Annotated in this window: 19 protein-coding genes; 2 read left to right on the top strand and 17 right to left on the bottom strand. The window is 66.3% G+C overall.

The window, feature by feature from the left end:
- Positions 1-30 precede the first annotated feature (30 nt).
- From cobD to MTBSS4_RS00745, 6 genes are read right to left on the bottom strand one after another with little or no spacing between them, the layout of a single operon-like run.
- Complete coding sequence (gene cobD, locus MTBSS4_RS00770) at positions 31-1023, bottom strand: threonine-phosphate decarboxylase CobD (RefSeq protein ID WP_173981475.1); 993 nt, start codon at positions 1021-1023, stop codon at positions 31-33.
- Positions 1014-2120 carry a CaiB/BaiF CoA-transferase family protein gene (locus MTBSS4_RS00765; protein ID WP_173981474.1) on the bottom strand — a complete coding sequence of 369 codons (1107 nt, stop codon included), beginning with the start codon at positions 2118-2120 and terminating at the stop codon, positions 1014-1016. The genes cobD and MTBSS4_RS00765 overlap by 10 nt, the downstream gene beginning before the upstream one ends.
- 56 nt (positions 2121-2176) lie before the next feature.
- Positions 2177-2758, bottom strand: coding sequence for a DUF3035 domain-containing protein (locus tag MTBSS4_RS00760; RefSeq protein WP_173981473.1), 582 nt, complete (start codon positions 2756-2758; stop codon positions 2177-2179).
- A 4-nt stretch (positions 2759-2762) separates the two neighbouring features.
- A complete protein-coding gene (lspA, locus tag MTBSS4_RS00755; protein WP_217425475.1) occupies positions 2763-3275 on the bottom strand; it encodes a signal peptidase II in 513 nt (170 codons plus the stop codon).
- A complete protein-coding gene (ileS, locus tag MTBSS4_RS00750) occupies positions 3265-6114 on the bottom strand; it encodes an isoleucine--tRNA ligase (protein ID WP_173981471.1) in 2850 nt (949 codons plus the stop codon). The genes lspA and ileS overlap by 11 nt, the downstream gene beginning before the upstream one ends.
- A 7-nt stretch (positions 6115-6121) precedes the next feature.
- The gene (locus MTBSS4_RS00745; protein WP_173981470.1) at positions 6122-7111 is read right to left on the bottom strand and encodes a bifunctional riboflavin kinase/FAD synthetase; all 990 of its coding nucleotides are present in this window, start codon (positions 7109-7111) and stop codon (positions 6122-6124) included.
- A gap of 190 nt (positions 7112-7301) precedes the next feature.
- On the opposite strand from MTBSS4_RS00745, the gene MTBSS4_RS00740 reads away from it, so the two are divergent.
- On the top strand, positions 7302-7691 hold the full coding sequence (locus MTBSS4_RS00740; protein WP_173981469.1) for a CBS domain-containing protein: 390 nt from the start codon (positions 7302-7304) through the stop codon (positions 7689-7691).
- Here the strand turns inward: MTBSS4_RS00740 and MTBSS4_RS00735 are convergent.
- A complete protein-coding gene (locus tag MTBSS4_RS00735) occupies positions 7683-8723 on the bottom strand; it encodes an SGNH/GDSL hydrolase family protein (RefSeq protein ID WP_173981468.1) in 1041 nt (346 codons plus the stop codon). The genes MTBSS4_RS00740 and MTBSS4_RS00735 overlap by 9 nt on opposite strands.
- A 125-nt stretch (positions 8724-8848) precedes the next feature.
- On the opposite strand from MTBSS4_RS00735, the gene MTBSS4_RS00730 reads away from it, so the two are divergent.
- Positions 8849-9544, top strand: a complete 696-nt coding sequence (locus MTBSS4_RS00730; protein ID WP_173981467.1) for a c-type cytochrome — start codon at positions 8849-8851, stop codon at positions 9542-9544.
- 28 nt (positions 9545-9572) lie between these two features.
- Here MTBSS4_RS00730 and MTBSS4_RS00725 read toward each other — a convergent pair whose 3' ends face one another.
- The 10 genes from MTBSS4_RS00725 to MTBSS4_RS00680 all read right to left on the bottom strand — a co-directional run bounded on the left by MTBSS4_RS00725 (position 9573) and on the right by MTBSS4_RS00680 (position 16217).
- Positions 9573-9725, bottom strand: a complete 153-nt coding sequence (locus tag MTBSS4_RS00725) for a hypothetical protein (protein ID WP_173981466.1) — start codon at positions 9723-9725, stop codon at positions 9573-9575.
- Between the two features lie 189 nt (positions 9726-9914).
- Positions 9915-10349 carry a MaoC family dehydratase gene (locus MTBSS4_RS00720; protein WP_173981465.1) on the bottom strand — a complete coding sequence of 145 codons (435 nt, stop codon included), beginning with the start codon at positions 10347-10349 and terminating at the stop codon, positions 9915-9917.
- A gap of 135 nt (positions 10350-10484) precedes the next feature.
- A complete protein-coding gene (locus tag MTBSS4_RS00715; RefSeq protein ID WP_173981464.1) occupies positions 10485-11039 on the bottom strand; it encodes a hypothetical protein in 555 nt (184 codons plus the stop codon).
- A 95-nt stretch (positions 11040-11134) separates the two neighbouring features.
- Complete coding sequence (locus tag MTBSS4_RS00710) at positions 11135-11683, bottom strand: NapC/NirT family cytochrome c (protein ID WP_173981463.1); 549 nt, start codon at positions 11681-11683, stop codon at positions 11135-11137.
- Complete coding sequence (locus MTBSS4_RS00705) at positions 11680-12381, bottom strand: c-type cytochrome (protein WP_173981462.1); 702 nt, start codon at positions 12379-12381, stop codon at positions 11680-11682. Before MTBSS4_RS00705 ends, MTBSS4_RS00710 begins: the two co-directional genes overlap by 4 nt.
- Before the next feature lie 220 nt (positions 12382-12601).
- On the bottom strand, positions 12602-13873 hold the full coding sequence (locus MTBSS4_RS00700) for an NAD(P)/FAD-dependent oxidoreductase (RefSeq protein ID WP_173981461.1): 1272 nt from the start codon (positions 13871-13873) through the stop codon (positions 12602-12604).
- Between the two features lie 10 nt (positions 13874-13883).
- The gene (locus MTBSS4_RS00695; protein ID WP_173981460.1) at positions 13884-14189 is read right to left on the bottom strand and encodes a c-type cytochrome; all 306 of its coding nucleotides are present in this window, start codon (positions 14187-14189) and stop codon (positions 13884-13886) included.
- Positions 14190-14238: 49 nt separating this feature from the next.
- Positions 14239-14565, bottom strand: a complete 327-nt coding sequence (gene soxZ, locus MTBSS4_RS00690; protein WP_173981459.1) for a thiosulfate oxidation carrier complex protein SoxZ — start codon at positions 14563-14565, stop codon at positions 14239-14241.
- Positions 14566-14589: 24 nt separating this feature from the next.
- Complete coding sequence (soxY, locus tag MTBSS4_RS00685) at positions 14590-15063, bottom strand: thiosulfate oxidation carrier protein SoxY (RefSeq protein WP_254432317.1); 474 nt, start codon at positions 15061-15063, stop codon at positions 14590-14592.
- Between the two features lie 53 nt (positions 15064-15116).
- On the bottom strand, positions 15117-16217 hold the full coding sequence (locus MTBSS4_RS00680; RefSeq protein WP_173981458.1) for a YeeE/YedE family protein: 1101 nt from the start codon (positions 16215-16217) through the stop codon (positions 15117-15119).
- Positions 16218-16488 lie beyond the last annotated feature (271 nt).

The raw sequence follows: 16488 nt of genomic DNA, 5'->3' as shown, positions 1-16488 counted from the left end.
CCGGGTGAATTGACTCCGGCAAAGCCGCCCCTATCCCAGCGCCCGGTCCAGCCGGGTTCGGGCGGCCGCGTCGCCGGGCAGGCCGAAGCGCAGCAGGTCGGGGCGGTCGGCGAAGGCGCGCGCCAGGATGCCGGCCCGTCCCAGCCGGTCGTGGCGCGCCGCCGCTTCGGCATGGCGGGCCAACTGGAACAGGGTGGTGCCGCCCATCACCTGGAATCCGACGCGTTCCAGGCTTCGGGCCAGGGCGGCGGCCGCCTCCGCCAGGCGGGGACGGGTGGCCTCTGCCCAGGCCCGATCCTCCAGGGCGCGGCGCCCCACCTCCAGGGCCGGTCCCGACACCGCCCACGGCCCCAGCATTTCGGCAAGACGCGCCGTCGCGTCCGGCATGGCGATGGCGAAGCCCAGGCGCAGCCCGGCCAAGCCATGGAACTTGCCGAACGAGCGCAGCACCACCAGGCCGGGGCGGGGTTGGCTGGCCAGCGACACCTGGGGGCAGGTCTCGGCGAAAGCCTCGTCCACCACCAGCAGGCCTTGGCGCCGGTGCAGCCGCTCCGCCAGATCGGCCAGCCGGTCCGGCGCGATGATCCGGCCGTCGGGATTGTTGGGGTTGACCGCCACCACCGCGTCGGCGTCGCCGGCCTCGTCGGCCGAGGCGACCGCGCGAACGTCGTGGCCGGCGGCGCTCCAGGCGCGGGCGTGTTCGGCGTAGGTGGGGCCGATCACCGCCACCTTGCACGCTTTTCCCGCCATCCTCGGCACCGCCTGGATCAGCGGCTGACTGCCGGGGGCGGCCACGATCATGGCGGGGTCGGGAACGTTCCATGCGGCGGCGGCGGCGTGGCGCAGCGCCCGGTCCTCGGCGGCGCCGGGCAGGCGGCGCCAGGCGGCGGCGGGAATGTCGGGCAGTGGATAAGGCCAGGGATTGATGCCGGTGGACAGGTCCAGCCAGCCTTCCTGCGGCCGGCCCCAGCGCAATTCGGCGGCCAGCAGGTCACCGCCATGCGGCGGCGGGTTCACCGCCATCCCGCCAGCACCGCCTCGGCCGATTGTTCGCTGAACGGGCGGCGGCCGCGCACCCGCGCGCCTTCCATCAGGATGGGCAGCAGCACGTCGACGATGCCGTCGTCGCCCGCCTGGACGAAGCCGCGGGCGCGGTGATGGGGATGGTCGGGCACCTCGGCCGGCTCCAGCACCGGTTCGAAGGTGCAGTTGGCCGGCTCCAGCAGGGCGGTCCATTCCGCCAGGGTGCGGCCGGCGAACAGGGTCTCCAACTCGGCGATCATGGCCTTTTGCGGCATCGGGTCGTCGTGGCGGTGTATCCAGTCCTCGCGCCCGACCGTTCGGCAGAACGACCGCCAGAACTTGTCCTCCAGGGCGGCCAGGGCGGCGAAGCGGCCATCCCGGGTGCGATAGACGCGATAATGGGCGGCGCCGCCGTTGACCAGATCCGCTTCCCGCTCCGGCCCGCCCCAGCGCCGCGCCATGGTCAGCACGCCGCCCATCCACGACAGCGCCGCCTCGGTCAGGCTGACGTCGATCGTGGCGCCCTTGCCGGTGGCGCCGCGCCGCAGCAACGCCGCCAGGATGGCGTTGACCGCCAGCATGGCGCCGGCGTGGTCGGCCAGCGGCGGAAAGGCCATGATCGGACGCTCGGCCGGGCCGGTGGCGGCCAGCAGGCCGCTGGCGGCCAGGTAGGTGACGTCGTGGCCGGCCCGGTCGGCGAACGGCCCGGTGCCGCCATAGCCCGACAGCCGGCAGGTGATCAGGCGGGGATTGAGTTCCAGCAGGCGGGCGTCGCCAAAGCCCAGCCGGTCCAGTACGCCGGGGCGGAAGCCGTCCAGCATGACGTCGGCCTTGGCGGCCAAGCCGGCGAACAGCCGCCCGCCCTCCTCGGTCTTGAGGTCGAGCCTCGCCACCACCTTGTTGCGGTTCGCCAGTTTGTAGAACGGGGTGACGCCGTCCTCGTCCACCGGCCCCATGACCCGCATGGGGTCGCCGGCCGGTCCCTCGATCTTGACGACCTCGGCCCCCAGGTCCGACAGCCACATGCTGGCGATGGGGCCGGGAATGTACATGGACAGGTCAAGGACGCGAATACCGGCGAGGCAATCGGACAGCATGGCGGGCTCCCGTGGTCGAGGCCCACAGAGAAGCAGCCCGGGCGGCAGCGGTCAACCTAGTTGAAGACGCCTTCGAGCCAAGCCCGCTTGCGACGCTGAATCTGCGGCGTCTCGCCTTCCGATACCGAGCGGCCGAGCGCCTGGTTCTCGCGCAGCCGGCTGGTCTCCTTGACCGGGTCGACGGCGGTGCCCGGCGGCTGGGGCTTGCGCCAGAACACGATGCGGTCGGCGAAATCCTTGTCGGCGTCGAGCAGCGCCTGGTTTTCCTTGTTCACCAGCACCCGGATGTCCGGCTGGATGGAATCGGCGCCGACCCGGCGCATCATCGCCAGATCGCCCTGGCTGCGGCCCTCGGTGGCGATGGGGGTGGTGCCGCGCTGGCCGGTGATGACCTTGCGGGCCTGATCGCGGGTGGTTCCTTCCTGGGGACGGTCGGCACCGGCGACCGGCGGCCGGAGCGAGAAGTCCGGCGGCATGCTGAGCGGAGCGCGGCTGACCACCTGGAATTCATCCGGCGGGGCCTTCTCGTAGCCGAGGGCGCGCTTGGCGTCGGAGCAGGCCGACAGCGCCAGCGGCAGCAGCGCCGCCAGGAAGGCGGCGCGGGCGATTCGTCCGAACGGGCGGTGTGTCTGTGTCATGGCCTTAATTCTTAGTCGAATCCCGTTTCGTAAACAAGGAGTCGAACACAAGAATCACCGCGCCGACGGTGATGGCCGAATCCGCCAGATTGAAGGCCGGAAAATGATAGCCGGCCAGATGGAAATCCAGGAAGTCGGCGACCGCCCCGAAGCGCAGGCGATCGACCACGTTGCCCAGGGCGCCGCCGATGATGCCGCCCAGCGCCAGCCGCAAAATCAAGGTGTCGGCGTTTCTCAGCCAGACCAGCATGGCGGCGACGATGGCCAGGGCCAGCCCCGACAGGATCAGCGCGTTCCAGTCCCCACCATTGTTGCCGATGCCGAAGCTGACGCCGCGATTCCACGTCATCACCAGATTGAAGAACGGCGTCACCGCGATGCGGACCGGCGAAAAGAACGGCGTGGCGGCGATTCCGTCCGGCCGCATCACCATTTCGATCATCCACCACTTGGTGATCTGGTCGAGGATGGCGATCACCAGGGCGACCGCCAGTCCCAGCCGCAGGCTAGCGTTCATCGATAGCGTCCGAGCAGCGGTGGCAGACCCCGTCATGGGCGGCGGTGCCGACCTCGTGCAGCACCTTCCAGCAGCGCTGGCACTTGGTGCCCTGGGCCATGTGCGGCACCACCGAGACCCCGGCCACGTCGGGCAGGGTGAAGTCCTCGTCGCGGGGCAGTCCGTCGATCACCATCATGCCCGAGGTGATGCAGATCTCGGCCATGTCGAGGCCGTCCAGCAACTGGTGAATCTCGGCCGAGACCGTCAGCAGCGGCGCCGACTGGAGCGAGGAGCCGATGCGCTTGGCGACGCGCTCGACCTCCAGGGCGCCGGTGACCACCCGGCGGACCTCGCGAATCCTGGTCCACTTGGCCGCCAGGGCGTCGTCGCGCCACGCGGCGGGAATCTCGGGGAACAGCTCCAGATGGACCGAGCCGTCCTCGGACGGATGCCGCGCCAGCCAGGCTTCCTCGGCGGTGAAGCACAGGAACGGGGCCAGCCACTTGCACAAGGTGTCCAGCACGATGTCGAACACGGTCCGCGCCGCGCGGCGGCGCGGGCTGGACGCAGCGTCGCAGTACAGCGCGTCCTTCCTGATGTCGAAATAGAACGCCGACAGGTCGACGGCGCAGAAATTGTGCAGTTCGGTGAACAGGCCGTGGAACTGGAACCCCTCGCAGGCGGCCCGAACCTGGGCGTCCAGTTCGGTCAGGCGGTGCAGCACCCAGCGTTCCAGTTCCGGCATCTGGTCGACCGGCAGCCTTTCCGCCTCGGTGAATCCGTCCAGGGCGCCCAGCAGATAGCGCAGCGTGTTCCGGAGGCGGCGGTAGATGTCCACCTGGGTCTTCAGGATTTCCGGCCCGATGCGCAGGTCGTCGGAATAGTCCGAGCCCACCACCCATAGGCGCAGGATGTCGGCGCCCTGGGTGCCCACCACGTCCTGCGGGCTGACCACGTTGCCCAGCGACTTGCTCATCTTGCGGCCCTGCTCGTCCAGGACGAAGCCGTGGGTCAGCACCGCGTCATAGGGCGCCCGGCCACGGGTGCCGCAGGATTCCAGCAAGCTGGAATGGAACCAGCCGCGATGCTGGTCCGAGCCTTCCAGGTAGAGCGACGCCGGCCACGACAGGCGCGGCCATTCCTCGCCCTCCAGCACGAAGGCGTGGGTGCAGCCGGAATCGAACCAGACGTCCAGGATGTCGAACACCTGATCGAAGTCGGCGGGATCGCGGCCTTGCCCTAAGAAGCGTTCGGGCTTCGAGGTGAACCACGCATCCGAGCCCTCGGCCCGGAACGCAGCCACGATGCGGTCCACCACCGCCTGGTCGCGCAGCGGCTGGCCGGTCTTCTTGTCCACGAACACGGCGATGGGCACTCCCCAGGCGCGCTGGCGCGACACGCACCAGTCGGGGCGGTTCTCGATCATGGAACCGATGCGGTTGCGGCCCTGGTCGGGGACGAAGCGGGTGTCGTCGATGGCCTTCAGCGCCTTGGCGCGCAGGCCGGCGCTCTCCATGGAGATGAACCATTGCGGCGTGTTGCGGAAGATCAGCGGCGCCTTGGACCGCCAGGAATGGGGGTAGGAATGCTCGACCTTGCCGTGGGCCAGCAGGGTGCCGCATTCGGTCATGGCGTTGATCACCGGCTTGGCGACGGGTGAGTAATACTTGCCGTTCTTGCCCTGGGCCAGCACGTCCATTCCGGCGAAGATCGCCACATGGGGGAAGTACTTGCCGTCGGGCTGCACCGTGTCGGGAATGGCGATATTGTGTTCCTTGCCCAGGTGCCAGTCGTCCTCGCCATGGCCCGGCGCGATGTGGACGAAGCCGGTGCCGGCATCGGTGGTGACGAAGGAACCGGCCAGCAGCGGCACGTCGAAATCATAGCCGTTCCTGGCGTCCGGATGGAGCTTCAGCGGATGGTGGCAGATGGTGCCGGCCAGATCGGCGCCCTTCAGGGTGGCCACCGTCTTGAAGCCGCATTTGGCATCCTTGGCCACTTGTCCTGCCAGATCGGCGCAGAGCACCAGCTTTTCCCCGATGGCGGCGAGGCTGCCGGCCTCGGCGCTTTCCACCTCGACCACCACGTAGTCGAACTCAGGCCCATAGGCGATTGCGCGGTTGCCCGGCATGGTCCACGGCGTGGTGGTCCAGATCACCACCTTGGCCCCTTCAAGGGCCGGATGGCTTGCCTTCACGACAGGAAAGCCAACCCAGATGGTGACGCTGGTGTGGTCGTGGTATTCCACCTCGGCCTCGGCCAGGGCGGTCTTTTCCACCACCGACCACAGCACCGGCTTGGCGCCCTTGTAGAGCGAGCCGTCCATCAGGAACTTGCCCAGTTCGCCGACGATCACCGATTCGGCGTGGTTGGTCATGGTGGTGTAGGGATGGTCCCAATCGCCGGTGATGCCCAGGCGCTGGAACTCCTCCTTCTGGATGGCGATCCACTTGGCGGCGAACTGGCGGCATTCCTCGCGGAAATCGACGATGTCGACCTCGTCCTTGTCCTTGCCGGCCTCGCGGTATTTCTCCTCGATCTTCCATTCGATGGGCAAGCCGTGGCAGTCCCAGCCCGGCACGTAGTCGGAATCCTTGCCCAGCATCTGCTGGCCGCGGGTGATGACGTCCTTCAGGATCTTGTTCAGCGCGTGGCCGATGTGCAGGTTGCCGTTGGCATAGGGTGGGCCGTCGTGAAGGATGAACTTGTCGCGTCCCTTCGACGCGGCGCGCAGCCGGCCGAACAGGCCGATCCTGGCCCAGCGCTCCAGCAGCCGGGGTTCGAGGTCGGGCAGGCCGGCCTTCATGGGGAAATCGGTCCTGGGCAGGAAGACTGTGCTTTTGACGTCGGCGCTCATGGCATTCTCAGGCGTTGGGCGAGACCGGCACCATCGGGCCGGCATTCGCGGTGAAACGGCGTCCGGCCAGCAGGGTCCGCCCGGTCTCGACATCGGCGGCGATTTGCGCCTTCAGTTCGTCGAGGCCGGAGAACTTGCGTTCGGGCCGGATGTGCTCGATCAGCGCCACCCGCAGGTGGCGGCCGTAGAGGTCTTCGTCGAAGTCCAGCAGGTGGACTTCCAGCAATTCGTCGGTCTTGTCGAAGGTGGGGCGGCGGCCGAAATTGGCGACGCCGTCATGCCAGACGGTGGCGCCGCCCTTGTCGATGCCGGCGCGGACCGCATAGACGCCGGCGGCGGGATGCTGGTACTCGCCCAGGCGCAGGTTGGCGGTGGGAAAGCCCAGGATGCGGCCCCTGGCGTCGCCGTGCTCGACCCGTCCCTCGATCTCCCAGTAATGACCCAGCAGCCGGGCGGCATCGTCGGGCCGGGCGTTCAGCAGGCATTCCCGCACCTGGGTCGAGGAATAGATCACGCCGGACGGCGCCGTTTCCGGCGGCACCACGGTGACGCCGAAGCCCCGCTCCTCGCCGGTCTTCTGGAGGAAGGCGCCGGTGCCCTGGCGGCCCTTGCCGAACACGTAGTCGTAGCCGACCACCACATGGCGGGCTCCCAGGCACTGGACCAGCTGTTCGTCGATGAACTGGGAGGCGGTGATGCCGGCGAAGGCCAGATCGAAATGCTGTTGCAGCAGCAGGTCGATACCCAGCGCCTCGATCAGGCGGGCCTTGACCCGGAACGGAGTTAGGCGGAAGGGGGGCTGGTCGGGGTGGAACAGGGTGCGGGGATGCGGTTCGAAGGTCATCACCGCGTGGGGCACGCCCATATCCCGGGCGATGCGTCTGGCCGTCAGGATCACCGCCTGATGGCCGAGATGAACGCCGTCGAAATTGCCCAACGCCACCACGCAACCGCGGTGTTCGGGGTTGAACTCGCCACAATGCCGGATCAGGCGCATGTCGGACGGGACCTAAGCGAAAACCAGGGCCCAAGGGGTATTCGATTACCGCACAGAGCGCAAGACCGGGGTGGGGCGTCGGCGGGTTCGCCCGCCATATTCCCGCCGTCCATGCCGGATTTGCCCGGAGCCGGGTTTTGCCTCATACTTTCGATCGGGTGAGTGTTCCCCATAGCCTGAGGAAGCGTCCATGCGCGTCGAAGAGGTTCTTGCCGGAAAGGGCGATGTCGTTCATTGCGTCAGCCCGGGACATTCGCTGCACGAGGCGGCGGTGCTGTTGCAGGACAATAATATCGGGGCGCTGGTCTGCACCGATCCCACCGGCGGCGTGATCGGCATTCTGTCGGAACGGGACCTCGCCCGCGCCGTCGCCCGCCACGGCTGGGATTCCATCGACATGTCGGTTGCCGAGGTCATGACCCGCGACGTCATCACCTGCCGCATGGAGGACGAGGTCGATTACCTGCTGACGGTGATGACCGAGACCCGCTGCCGCCATATTCCGGTGGTCAGGGACGGGGTAGTCGTCGGCATGGTGTCCATCGGCGATCTGGTCAAGCTGAAGGCCGCGTCAGAGTAGCGGTTCCAGCCGCGCCGCCAGCCAAGCTCCGATCCTGGCGGCGCCGGCCGGGGTATTGTGGACGTGGTCGTAGAAATCGCCGTCGGCGAAGGCGAGCTCGGCGGCGAGGTCGAGGCAGACCGCGTGGCCCTCGGCGCACACCGCCAGGGTGACCCGGTTGAACTCGTCCAGCAGGCGCCAGTTGTCGACGCCGTTCAACTCGTCGTCGCGGATCAGCCCCCACACCTTGCCGTCCACCACCTTGTAATCGCCGCGGGTCTGGGTGACGAACACCGCCTTGGCTCCCATGGCTCCGATCCGTCCGGCCATCCGGCGCAGCCGCTCGGCATAGGCGGCGGGGTCGGCGACCGGCCGGGCCTCGCGGTTGGTGGCGGTGTTCGGGGTGTCGGTCCATTGGGCGCGGGCGAAGTCCAGCGCGCTGTGGGTCAGGTTGGTCCGCCGGGCCTCCAGCATCCCGGTAACGGTGCGGCCCAGGCGGAACAGCGCCGAGTTGTGGCGGAACCATTTGAAGATACTGGAAAAAGCCAGGGTGTCGGTGCTGTTGACCCCGATCATGGCGTCGTTGATGCCGACATAGGCCAGCACGATGCGGGGCTTCAGGCCGGGAATCGCCGGATACCACGTCTCGAAATTGAACAGATGCCCGACGGTGCTCTGGCCGTCGATGCCGGAATTGGCGATGCCGACCGGCTTGCCCCGTTCGGCCAGCCGGGCGGCGGCCACCGCCTGCCAGGTCAGTTCGTCGGGCAGGTAGAGCTGGTTGGTGGTGCTGCCGCCCACCGTCAGGATGTCGATGGCGGCCGGGTCGATGCCGTTGCCGCGAAATCCCCAGGAATCGCGGCGATAGGTGAATTCGCGGCCATCGGGATAAAGGCCGGTGGCGTCCACCTGGGCGGCGCTGGAACGGGCGATGTTGAGACGGTCGAGCGGATCGTTGCTGAACCAGGTTCCGAACAGCGCCTCGATCGCCAGCAGCCCGAAGACCAGTATGGCGATGTTGACGGCGATGATCCGGATAAGGCGTCCCAGCATGGGGGTCTGTATAGCCGAGGCCCGCCCGCCCGTCCATCCATGCCGGGCGTCACTTGACTTTGCTCAATGCAATTTGCCGGTGGCGTTGATACCGACGGCATCATCCTGACCTGGAGGGACCCGAGATGAGGATTGGACTGCGTCTGGCGATGGCCGCCGCCACCGTTTGGGGGGGCGTTTTCCTGGCCGGGACCGATGCCGGGGCCCAGCAGGCTCCCATCATGATCAAGGGACAGCCCTACGTCTACGATCCCGACAACGCCAAGGACGTGATGCGCATCTGCGGCGGCTGCCATGGCGAACTGGGCAATGGCGGCGGCGGCGGGCAGTATCCGCGCCTGGCCGGGATCAATGCCGATTACCTGGCCGACCAGATGCGCAAGTTCAAGACCCGCGAGCGCGAGAACATCCCCATGATTCCCTTCGCGGTGGATCGCGAACTGTCCGAGGCCGACGTCCTCGACGTCACCCGCTACCTCTCCGAGATCAAGCTGGACACCAAGCCGCCGGCCGACATGCCGGCCGACGGCTATGCCCGCCTGCAAATCATGAAGAAGGTGCTGCAAATCCCGCGCGAGCCGGGCGACGTCGCCGCCGGCAAGGCCTTCTATGACGCCGACTGCGCCGCCTGCCACGGCCGCAAGGGCGAGGGCCGCGTCAAGAAGCCGCCGCTGGCCGGCCAGCACATCCATTACCTCAAGGTGCAGGTGGAAACCTTCCTGAACGGCAAACGCAAGCACGAGGACATGGACATCCTCAAGGCCCGTTCCGCCGCCGACTGGACCAATCTGTGGGCCTATCTGTCGTCGCTGATGGACTGACGCCGGGATTCCGGAACCGGAGGGGGCGTCAGACGGTCGAGGAAACGCCGTCGTCGGGAAGGTCGGCGGCCTCGCGGTCGAGGCGGACGGCGTGGCGCCATGCGCTGATGGAGATCGCCGCGCCGACGACGGCAAGCAGGGCGATGGCCGCCAACACGATATCCATGGTGGAAAAGTACATTCTGCTCTCCTTGGCCCCGGACGGCGATGCCGGTTCGGGTGTCGCGGTGACTGCGCGTGCCGGAGATGTACATCGCCTCTCGCACATGCGAAAGGGCGGGTAGATCGGCCATGCGCGGCGCACATGGCTGAAAAGGGGAGACGGGAGTGGGGGGCCGTTAGGAATGGCGGCCCCCCTCGTTTGCGGCTGTCAGCCCTTGGACGGAACCATCAGGGTGGCCTCGCCGTCCATGACGATCTTGCCGGCCACCGAGCAGGTGGTCTTGAAGGTGGCGAATTTCTTTTCCGGGGTCAGGCCGGTGACCTCGACCCGGGCGGTGACGGTGTCGCCGATACGCACCGGCGCCTTGAACTTCAGCAGCTGCGACACGTAGATGCAGCCCGGTCCGGGCAGCTTGGTGCCGAACACGGTGGAGACGAAGGCCGCCGACAGCATGCCGTGGGCGATGCGACCCTTGAACATGGTCTGGCTGGCGAATTCCTCGTTGATGTGCACCGGGTTGAAGTCGCCCGACACCCCGGCGAAGGCGACGATGTCGGCTTCGGTCACGGTCTTGGCGAAGATGGCCGACTGACCGACCGACAGTTCCTCGAAATACATTCCGTTCAGGGATTCGCCGTTCATTACTGCATCTCCATGGCGCTTGTTGGTGCTGCATCGCAGCACAAATCGGCGGGAGTATAGACGGGGTGGCAAAAACGGGAAACGGAATTGTTCTGAAGTAACTTCCCAATGCCTCTTGCCGTAACGGCGTCCTGGTCACGGGCGGTGGACCTCGCGCTCGATCCTGGCGAGCACCTGCAACATCAATGCCGCCTGTTCGTCATCCAGACCGCCGTGGCGACGTAGGGTAACGCCGACATCGTGGCCGGAATAGCGCCCATAGAGCCGACCGTCACGGCTGACGATCTGCTCACGGACAAATTGGGTGGCAAGGCCATGGCACTCATTGCACATGGTTCGGAACAGATCCGGCGTCCCCGCCTGCGCCTTCAGCATGTCGGCCATGGCGGCAATGATCTCTGGGGAATAGCCGCCGTTGTGCTTTTCCAGATAGGTGTTGACGGTGTCGCCCAGCCTCTTGCCGACGAGTTGTCCGTCGATCACCCGCAGCGAGTCGCGGGCGAAATCCCCGGCGTGATCGTGGCATCCGCCGCATTGCCGGTTCCACAGGACGTGCAGGTCGTCCGCCGCAGCCGTAGGCCCGGTTATCGCCAGCAGAGCCGCCCCGACGAATGCGGAAAGAGATAAACGGGACGTGCAGGAGAGTGTCGTCCACAGGTTCGCCATCACGATTTCCTTTGGTGTCTGCATCGAGGCGGTTCCACTCAGCAATGAAAAGCCCTTCCCGCGCGGTGGCGGGAAGGGCGGGTTCACTGTCGCGTCGTTCCACCCGAGCCGGTGGCGGGTCACTCCTCGCGGGGCGGCATCTTATGGGCCACGCCCTTGTGGCAGGCGATGCAGGTCCGGCCTTCCTGGGCGGCGTCCTTATGCTTCTGGCGAGCGGCCGTGCTCTGCTTCGGCCCCCCCATGGACTCGTAGGAATGGCAGGTCATGCATTCGCGCGAACCGCTGGCCGCCATGTATTTCCATACCCTTTCCGCCAGTTCGCCGCGCTTGGCCTCGTACTTTTCCGGCGTGTCCAGCGTCCCCTTGATCTCGGCGACGACGTCGTTGACCGCCAGCACCTTGCGGATCACCTTGGCCCCCCATTCCTTGGGGACGTGGCAATCGGCGCATTGGGCGTGCGCGCCGGACCGGTTGGTGTAATGAACCGATTTCTTCAGTTCATCGTAATTGGTCTGCATGGAATGGCACGAGACGCAGAACTCGGTACGGTTCGTCCACTCCATCGCCCCGATCATGCCCAGCATCAGCGCCATGCCGGCGACGACGGCAATCGCCGCCAGCCCCATCGTTCGCCACTTGCGGCCGCCGTTTCCGGCCCCGCTGGTCATTTCGGCAGCGACTGGGTATAGGCGACGGTATCCGAGGCCACCGACGGGTCAAGCGAGCGCAGGGCAGGCATCGCCTCGGCCGGCAGGCCGTTCAGCGACTTGTGCAGCATGTCCCAGGGGTTCTCGGCGGCCTGGCCCAGCGGAATGCCGGTGCTGACCTTCTTGCCGTCCATGCCGTGGCAGCCGGCGCACAGCGTGTTGTAGTAGACCTCGCCCTTGGCGGCGTTGCCCTTGGGCTTTCCCGAGGCGGAATCGATGAATTTCGAGGTATCCACCTGTCCCTTGGAGACGAACAGGGCCAGATCCTGGACATCCTTGTCGTTCAGCTGTTCGGGGGCGTAGGCATGGGTCTTGTCGCGCAGCAGGGCGGCGATGGCGGCCGGGTCCTTGCCGGCGGCGGCGTTGATGCCCTTGATGCCGACATTGTGGTCGTTGTTGGCGGTGATGCCGTCCTTGCCGCGATAATCCCAGCCGTGGCATTCCTTGCAGCGCCAGGACTGCTTGGGATATTTGCCGGTCGCCGGATAAGCCGGATGGGCCTTGTCGGGCCGATCCATCTTCTTTTCCTTGTACCAGTTGTCGTAGAGGCGGCCGCCGCGGGCGATGGCCGATTCCTGTTCGGCCGCGGCCGCGGTGAAAGCGCCGCCCGTCAGGACGGTCACGGCGATGGCAAGGGCAAAGAGACTGCGCGCGATCATATGGGTGGTCCTCCCTCCGGCTTGGTCGTCTTCCGGGCGCGTTGGCCGCGCCTCAATCGACACAAATCTTATATAAACAAACCAGCAAATACATTGCAAGGGCAGCTTTTGAGGTTTTACGTAAGGTGAAAGTATAATAGCAATGGCACGCCATGACGAAACCCACCACGCCTAAATAAAGGCGTGGTGGGGAATGTAATGTTCCGTCAGTTTCTTGGCGTCAGCCCCAGCTGTCCTGGCTGATGCTGGCATACCAACCGCCGGCGAAATCGGCTTCCTTCTTGCGGAACTGATAGGGCGCCCCCATCGGGCTGACGCCGCCCGATCCCTTGATGGCGGCGATCTTGCCGTCCTGCACCGAATAGACGCCGGCGACCGAGATGCCGTAATCCGGGGCGAGCAGCGAGTAGCAGGTGTTGATGGCCGACATGGGGGCGGGCTTGTCGCCCATCACCATGGCGGCGATGGCCCCGGCCGCCACCTTGGCCTGGCTGCTGGCGGAATAGCCCGACTTGGGCATATCGCCGGCGATGCAGGAATCGCCGATGACGAACACGTCCTTCACCAGGGTGGATTCGAAGGTGTTCGGATTGACGGGGCAGAAGCCGCTCTTGTCGGTCAGGCCGGTCGATATGGCGATGGCTCCGGCCGATTGCGGCGGAATGACGTTGGCGACCGCCGGCTTGATCTTCTCGAAATCGGTCTCCAGCACGCCGGCCTTGGCGTCGACCCTGGTGACCTTGCCGTTCTTGGCGGCGGGCACCCATTCGATGATGTCGTCGTACATCTTTTCCCAGCCTTCCTTGAACAGCTTGTCCTTGGCGAAGGCGTCCTTGGAATCCAGGATGAGGATCTTGGACTTGGGCTTGTTGCGCTTCAGGTAATTGGCGATCAGGCTGGCGCGCTCGTACGGGCCGGGCGGGCAGCGGAACGGATTGCCGGGGGCGCTGATGGCGACGACGCCGCCGTTGGGCATGGCCTCGATCTGCTTTCTGAGCAGCATGGTCTGCGGGCCGGCCTTCCAGGCGTGCGGCATGATCTCGGCGGCGGCCTGGTCATAGCCCGCCAGGGCGCCCCACTTCAGGTCGATGCCGGGCGAAACCACCAGCTTGTCGTAGTTGAAGGTGTTGCCGCCCTTGGTCTTGACCGCCTTGGACACCGGATCGATGCCGACCACCAGATCGGTGACGACGGTGATGCCGTGCTTGTTGGCCAGGGCGTCGAACTTGCGTTCGATGAAGGCCATGTCGTTCATGCCGGCGATGACGGTGTTGGAGAACGGGCAGGTGAAGTGGCTCTTGTCGGCGTCGATCAGGACGACGTTGGCCGACGGCAGGTAGCGCTTGACGTACTTGGCGGCCGTGGCGCCGCCGAAGCCGCCCCCCACCACCACGATGCGGGGACCGCCGCCGCAGCCGGACAGGCCGAGAGCGGACAGGGCGCCGGCCGCGCCGACGAAGCCGGTGAAGGTCCTGCGGGAAATATTGATCATGGCCGGGCCCTCACTTCTTGAAGTGGTCGACGATGGCGTCGAGCTGGGCTTCGGTATAGCCCTTGGCGATGCGCCCCATCACGGTTGCCTCGCGGGCGCCGCTGCGGTAGTCGCGCAGCAGTTTCTTCAGTTCCGCGGCGGATTTGGCGTCGGCCGCCTTGGCGTCGAAGCCGGGCATGGCGCCGACGCTCTGGCCGTCGGTGCCGTGGCAGCCGGAGCAGGCGTCGGCCATGACGTTGATCGGTCCCGCCTCGGCGGGGGCGGCGAGAATCGCGAGGCCCAGGATCGCCGGGATCGCTGCAAGGGATCTCTTCATCTGTTCTCCTCCCCAGGAAACGTTGGTTGTTTTTTATGACAGTGAATGATCACTCGACCGTGATCTGCGCGGCCGAGGTATAGGTCTCTCCATTGTCGTCGAACCAGGTCATCTCGATCTTGCCGGTTTCCGTGGCAAGTACGAAGAACGAAATGAACGGGTTGGCGGAAACGGCGGGCTGCATGTCCATGCGGAATACCTCGGCGCCGTTGTATGTGCACAGGAACTTATTGATGATCCTGCGCGGAATCGGCTTGTCCGAGCTGTCCTTGCGCTGGCCCGATTCCATGTCGTGGGTGATCGCGGTCTTGATCTCGACGATCTCGCCCTTCTTGGCCTTTTCCGGCACCCTGATCTTCGCGTTGGCAGTCGCCATGGTCTTCGCTTCCTCGTATCTGGGTCAGCAGCCGCCGGCCGTGACCTTGACCTCTTCCTTGGTGTGCCAGACGGTTCCGTTGCTCATGATCGCCACGGCGTGCACGTTCTGGGTCTTGCCCAGGCGGATGCGGGTCGACACCTCGGCCTTGCCGCTTTTGGGGGTGAAGTGGAACGAGGCGACGGCGGGCAGCGGATTGCCCTCGGCGACCACATGCACCACCTTGACGTAATCGTTCGCGGTCATGGGGCTGTCCACGGTGACCTTCATCAGCACGGTGGCGCCGTTCTCGGCGATCTGGGGCAGGTGCAGCTTCACCTTGCCCTCGCTTGGCGCGGCGGCACCGGTCAGGGTCTTCATCAGGGCGTCGGCCTCGGCCGGCGTGGCTGCGGCCCGGCCGGGCAGCAAGCCGGCGCAGGTGATGCCGGCGGCGGCGCCGAGAACGCCCACCGCCCGGCGGCGGTTCATGGTGAAGGCTTGGTTACGGGATTGCGGCATGATCCTCTTTCCTGTTCTTTGCCCAAGAGCAAGACGATGGGGCGGGCCTTGGTTCAGGCCCGCCCGAAAACGGCCTTGAGGGCGCCCGGCAGCGTTCCCTCCTCCAGGTATTTCATCCCCAGCACGCCGCCGAACACGATGGAGCCCAGGGCGATCGGTGCCGACAGGGCCAGGGTCGACATGCCGGTGATGCCCTGGCCGACGGTGCAGCCCAGCGCCAGCACGCCGCCGGTGCCCATCAGAGCGGCGCCCAGCAGGTGGCGCAGCAGGTCGTCGGTGCCGGTGAAGCTTTCCAGTTGGAAGCTGCCGCCGGTCCTGGCCGCCAGGAACGAGCCGAAGATGACGCCGCCCACCGCCGCGATGCCGAAATCGATGGTGGCGCCGGTGAAGCTCATCAGATATTGCATGGCGCCGCCGATGGGGGCGACGAAGGTGAACGAGGTCACCGGCAAGGGTTCGAATTCGTCGGCCCCCAGGATGCCGCTGACCGCCCAGCCGCCGACGATCAGTAGGCCGATGACCAGGCCGCCGATCACGTCGTGGCCCGATCCCCGGAACTCGGCGTCCTTGAAGCACCACAGGGCGAGGCCGCCGCCGACCAGCGCGGTCAGCAGCATCCGCGCGGTGGCGGCCGGAAGTCCGGTGATCTTGGCCAGGATGTCGGGCATGCCCTGGCTGGCGAGGCCCAGCGAGGCGAGATTGAGGTTGAGCGCCTCCATCTGGATGCGGCCCAGCGCGATCAGGCCGCGCAGCGTCATGTAGGAGAAGAAGCCCAGCACCAGGAAGACGATGACCGATTTGAGGTTGCCGCCGCCGATGCGCACCAGGGTCTTGTTGCCGCAGCCCCCGGCCATGGTCATGCCGAAGCCGAACATGGCGCCGCCCAGGATGGCGCCGGCCCAGCCCAGGTTGGGGGTGAGGTAGATGGATTTTCCGATATTGACCAGCCCGGTCAGCTGAAGCGTCTGGGTGCCGATGATCGCCACCGCCACCGCCAGCATCCAGGCCCGGAACCGGCGCCAGTCGCCCATGAATACGATGTCGGAAATGGCGCCCATGGTGCAGAAATTGGTTTTCTGCGCCGTCCAGCCAAACACCGACCCGACCACGAAGGCGCCCGCGCCGACTATTGTGGTTGCAGCTATGTCCGACACGTCCCCTCCATTCGCGGATCAGGCGTCACGCCGCCGCGCCCCAAGGGGAGCGGAGACATTCAAGATCGTCAACCCTGCAAATGGATGCCGCGGCGTTCGCCGCAATCTCTCCGACCAGGAGAGACCCCCCATTCGCCTCCTCCCATCCCCACCGGCTCTTCGTGGCCGATTCGGGATCGCCATCTGCCTGCGCAAATAACGTTTCGCATAGTGTATTTCAGGTCCGATACATTTAGCAAGACTCATATACGCGCAGGCTTAATGACCGGGG

The organism is Magnetospirillum sp. SS-4 (assembly GCF_902729425.1).
In the GTDB taxonomy this organism is placed as follows: domain Bacteria; phylum Pseudomonadota; class Alphaproteobacteria; order Rhodospirillales; family Magnetospirillaceae; genus Phaeospirillum.
This window is presented reverse-complemented; position numbering and strand designations above follow the sequence as displayed.

Coding starts and splice junctions, on each gene's coding strand:
- cobD (WP_173981475.1), bottom strand. CDS start 1,023: ATGGCGGTGAACCCGCCGCCGCATGGCGGTGACCTGCTGGCCGCCGAA.
- MTBSS4_RS00765 (WP_173981474.1), bottom strand. CDS start 2,120: ATGCTGTCCGATTGCCTCGCCGGTATTCGCGTCCTTGACCTGTCCATG.
- MTBSS4_RS00760 (WP_173981473.1), bottom strand. CDS start 2,758: ATGACACAGACACACCGCCCGTTCGGACGAATCGCCCGCGCCGCCTTC.
- lspA (WP_217425475.1), bottom strand. CDS start 3,275: ATGAACGCTAGCCTGCGGCTGGGACTGGCGGTCGCCCTGGTGATCGCC.
- ileS (WP_173981471.1), bottom strand. CDS start 6,114: ATGAGCGCCGACGTCAAAAGCACAGTCTTCCTGCCCAGGACCGATTTC.
- MTBSS4_RS00745 (WP_173981470.1), bottom strand. CDS start 7,111: ATGCGCCTGATCCGGCATTGTGGCGAGTTCAACCCCGAACACCGCGGT.
- MTBSS4_RS00740 (WP_173981469.1), top strand. CDS start 7,302: ATGCGCGTCGAAGAGGTTCTTGCCGGAAAGGGCGATGTCGTTCATTGC.
- MTBSS4_RS00735 (WP_173981468.1), bottom strand. CDS start 8,723: ATGCTGGGACGCCTTATCCGGATCATCGCCGTCAACATCGCCATACTG.
- MTBSS4_RS00730 (WP_173981467.1), top strand. CDS start 8,849: ATGAGGATTGGACTGCGTCTGGCGATGGCCGCCGCCACCGTTTGGGGG.
- MTBSS4_RS00725 (WP_173981466.1), bottom strand. CDS start 9,725: ATGTACTTTTCCACCATGGATATCGTGTTGGCGGCCATCGCCCTGCTT.
- MTBSS4_RS00720 (WP_173981465.1), bottom strand. CDS start 10,349: ATGAACGGCGAATCCCTGAACGGAATGTATTTCGAGGAACTGTCGGTC.
- MTBSS4_RS00715 (WP_173981464.1), bottom strand. CDS start 11,039: ATGCAGACACCAAAGGAAATCGTGATGGCGAACCTGTGGACGACACTC.
- MTBSS4_RS00710 (WP_173981463.1), bottom strand. CDS start 11,683: ATGACCAGCGGGGCCGGAAACGGCGGCCGCAAGTGGCGAACGATGGGG.
- MTBSS4_RS00705 (WP_173981462.1), bottom strand. CDS start 12,381: ATGATCGCGCGCAGTCTCTTTGCCCTTGCCATCGCCGTGACCGTCCTG.
- MTBSS4_RS00700 (WP_173981461.1), bottom strand. CDS start 13,873: ATGATCAATATTTCCCGCAGGACCTTCACCGGCTTCGTCGGCGCGGCC.
- MTBSS4_RS00695 (WP_173981460.1), bottom strand. CDS start 14,189: ATGAAGAGATCCCTTGCAGCGATCCCGGCGATCCTGGGCCTCGCGATT.
- soxZ (WP_173981459.1), bottom strand. CDS start 14,565: ATGGCGACTGCCAACGCGAAGATCAGGGTGCCGGAAAAGGCCAAGAAG.
- soxY (WP_254432317.1), bottom strand. CDS start 15,063: ATGCCGCAATCCCGTAACCAAGCCTTCACCATGAACCGCCGCCGGGCG.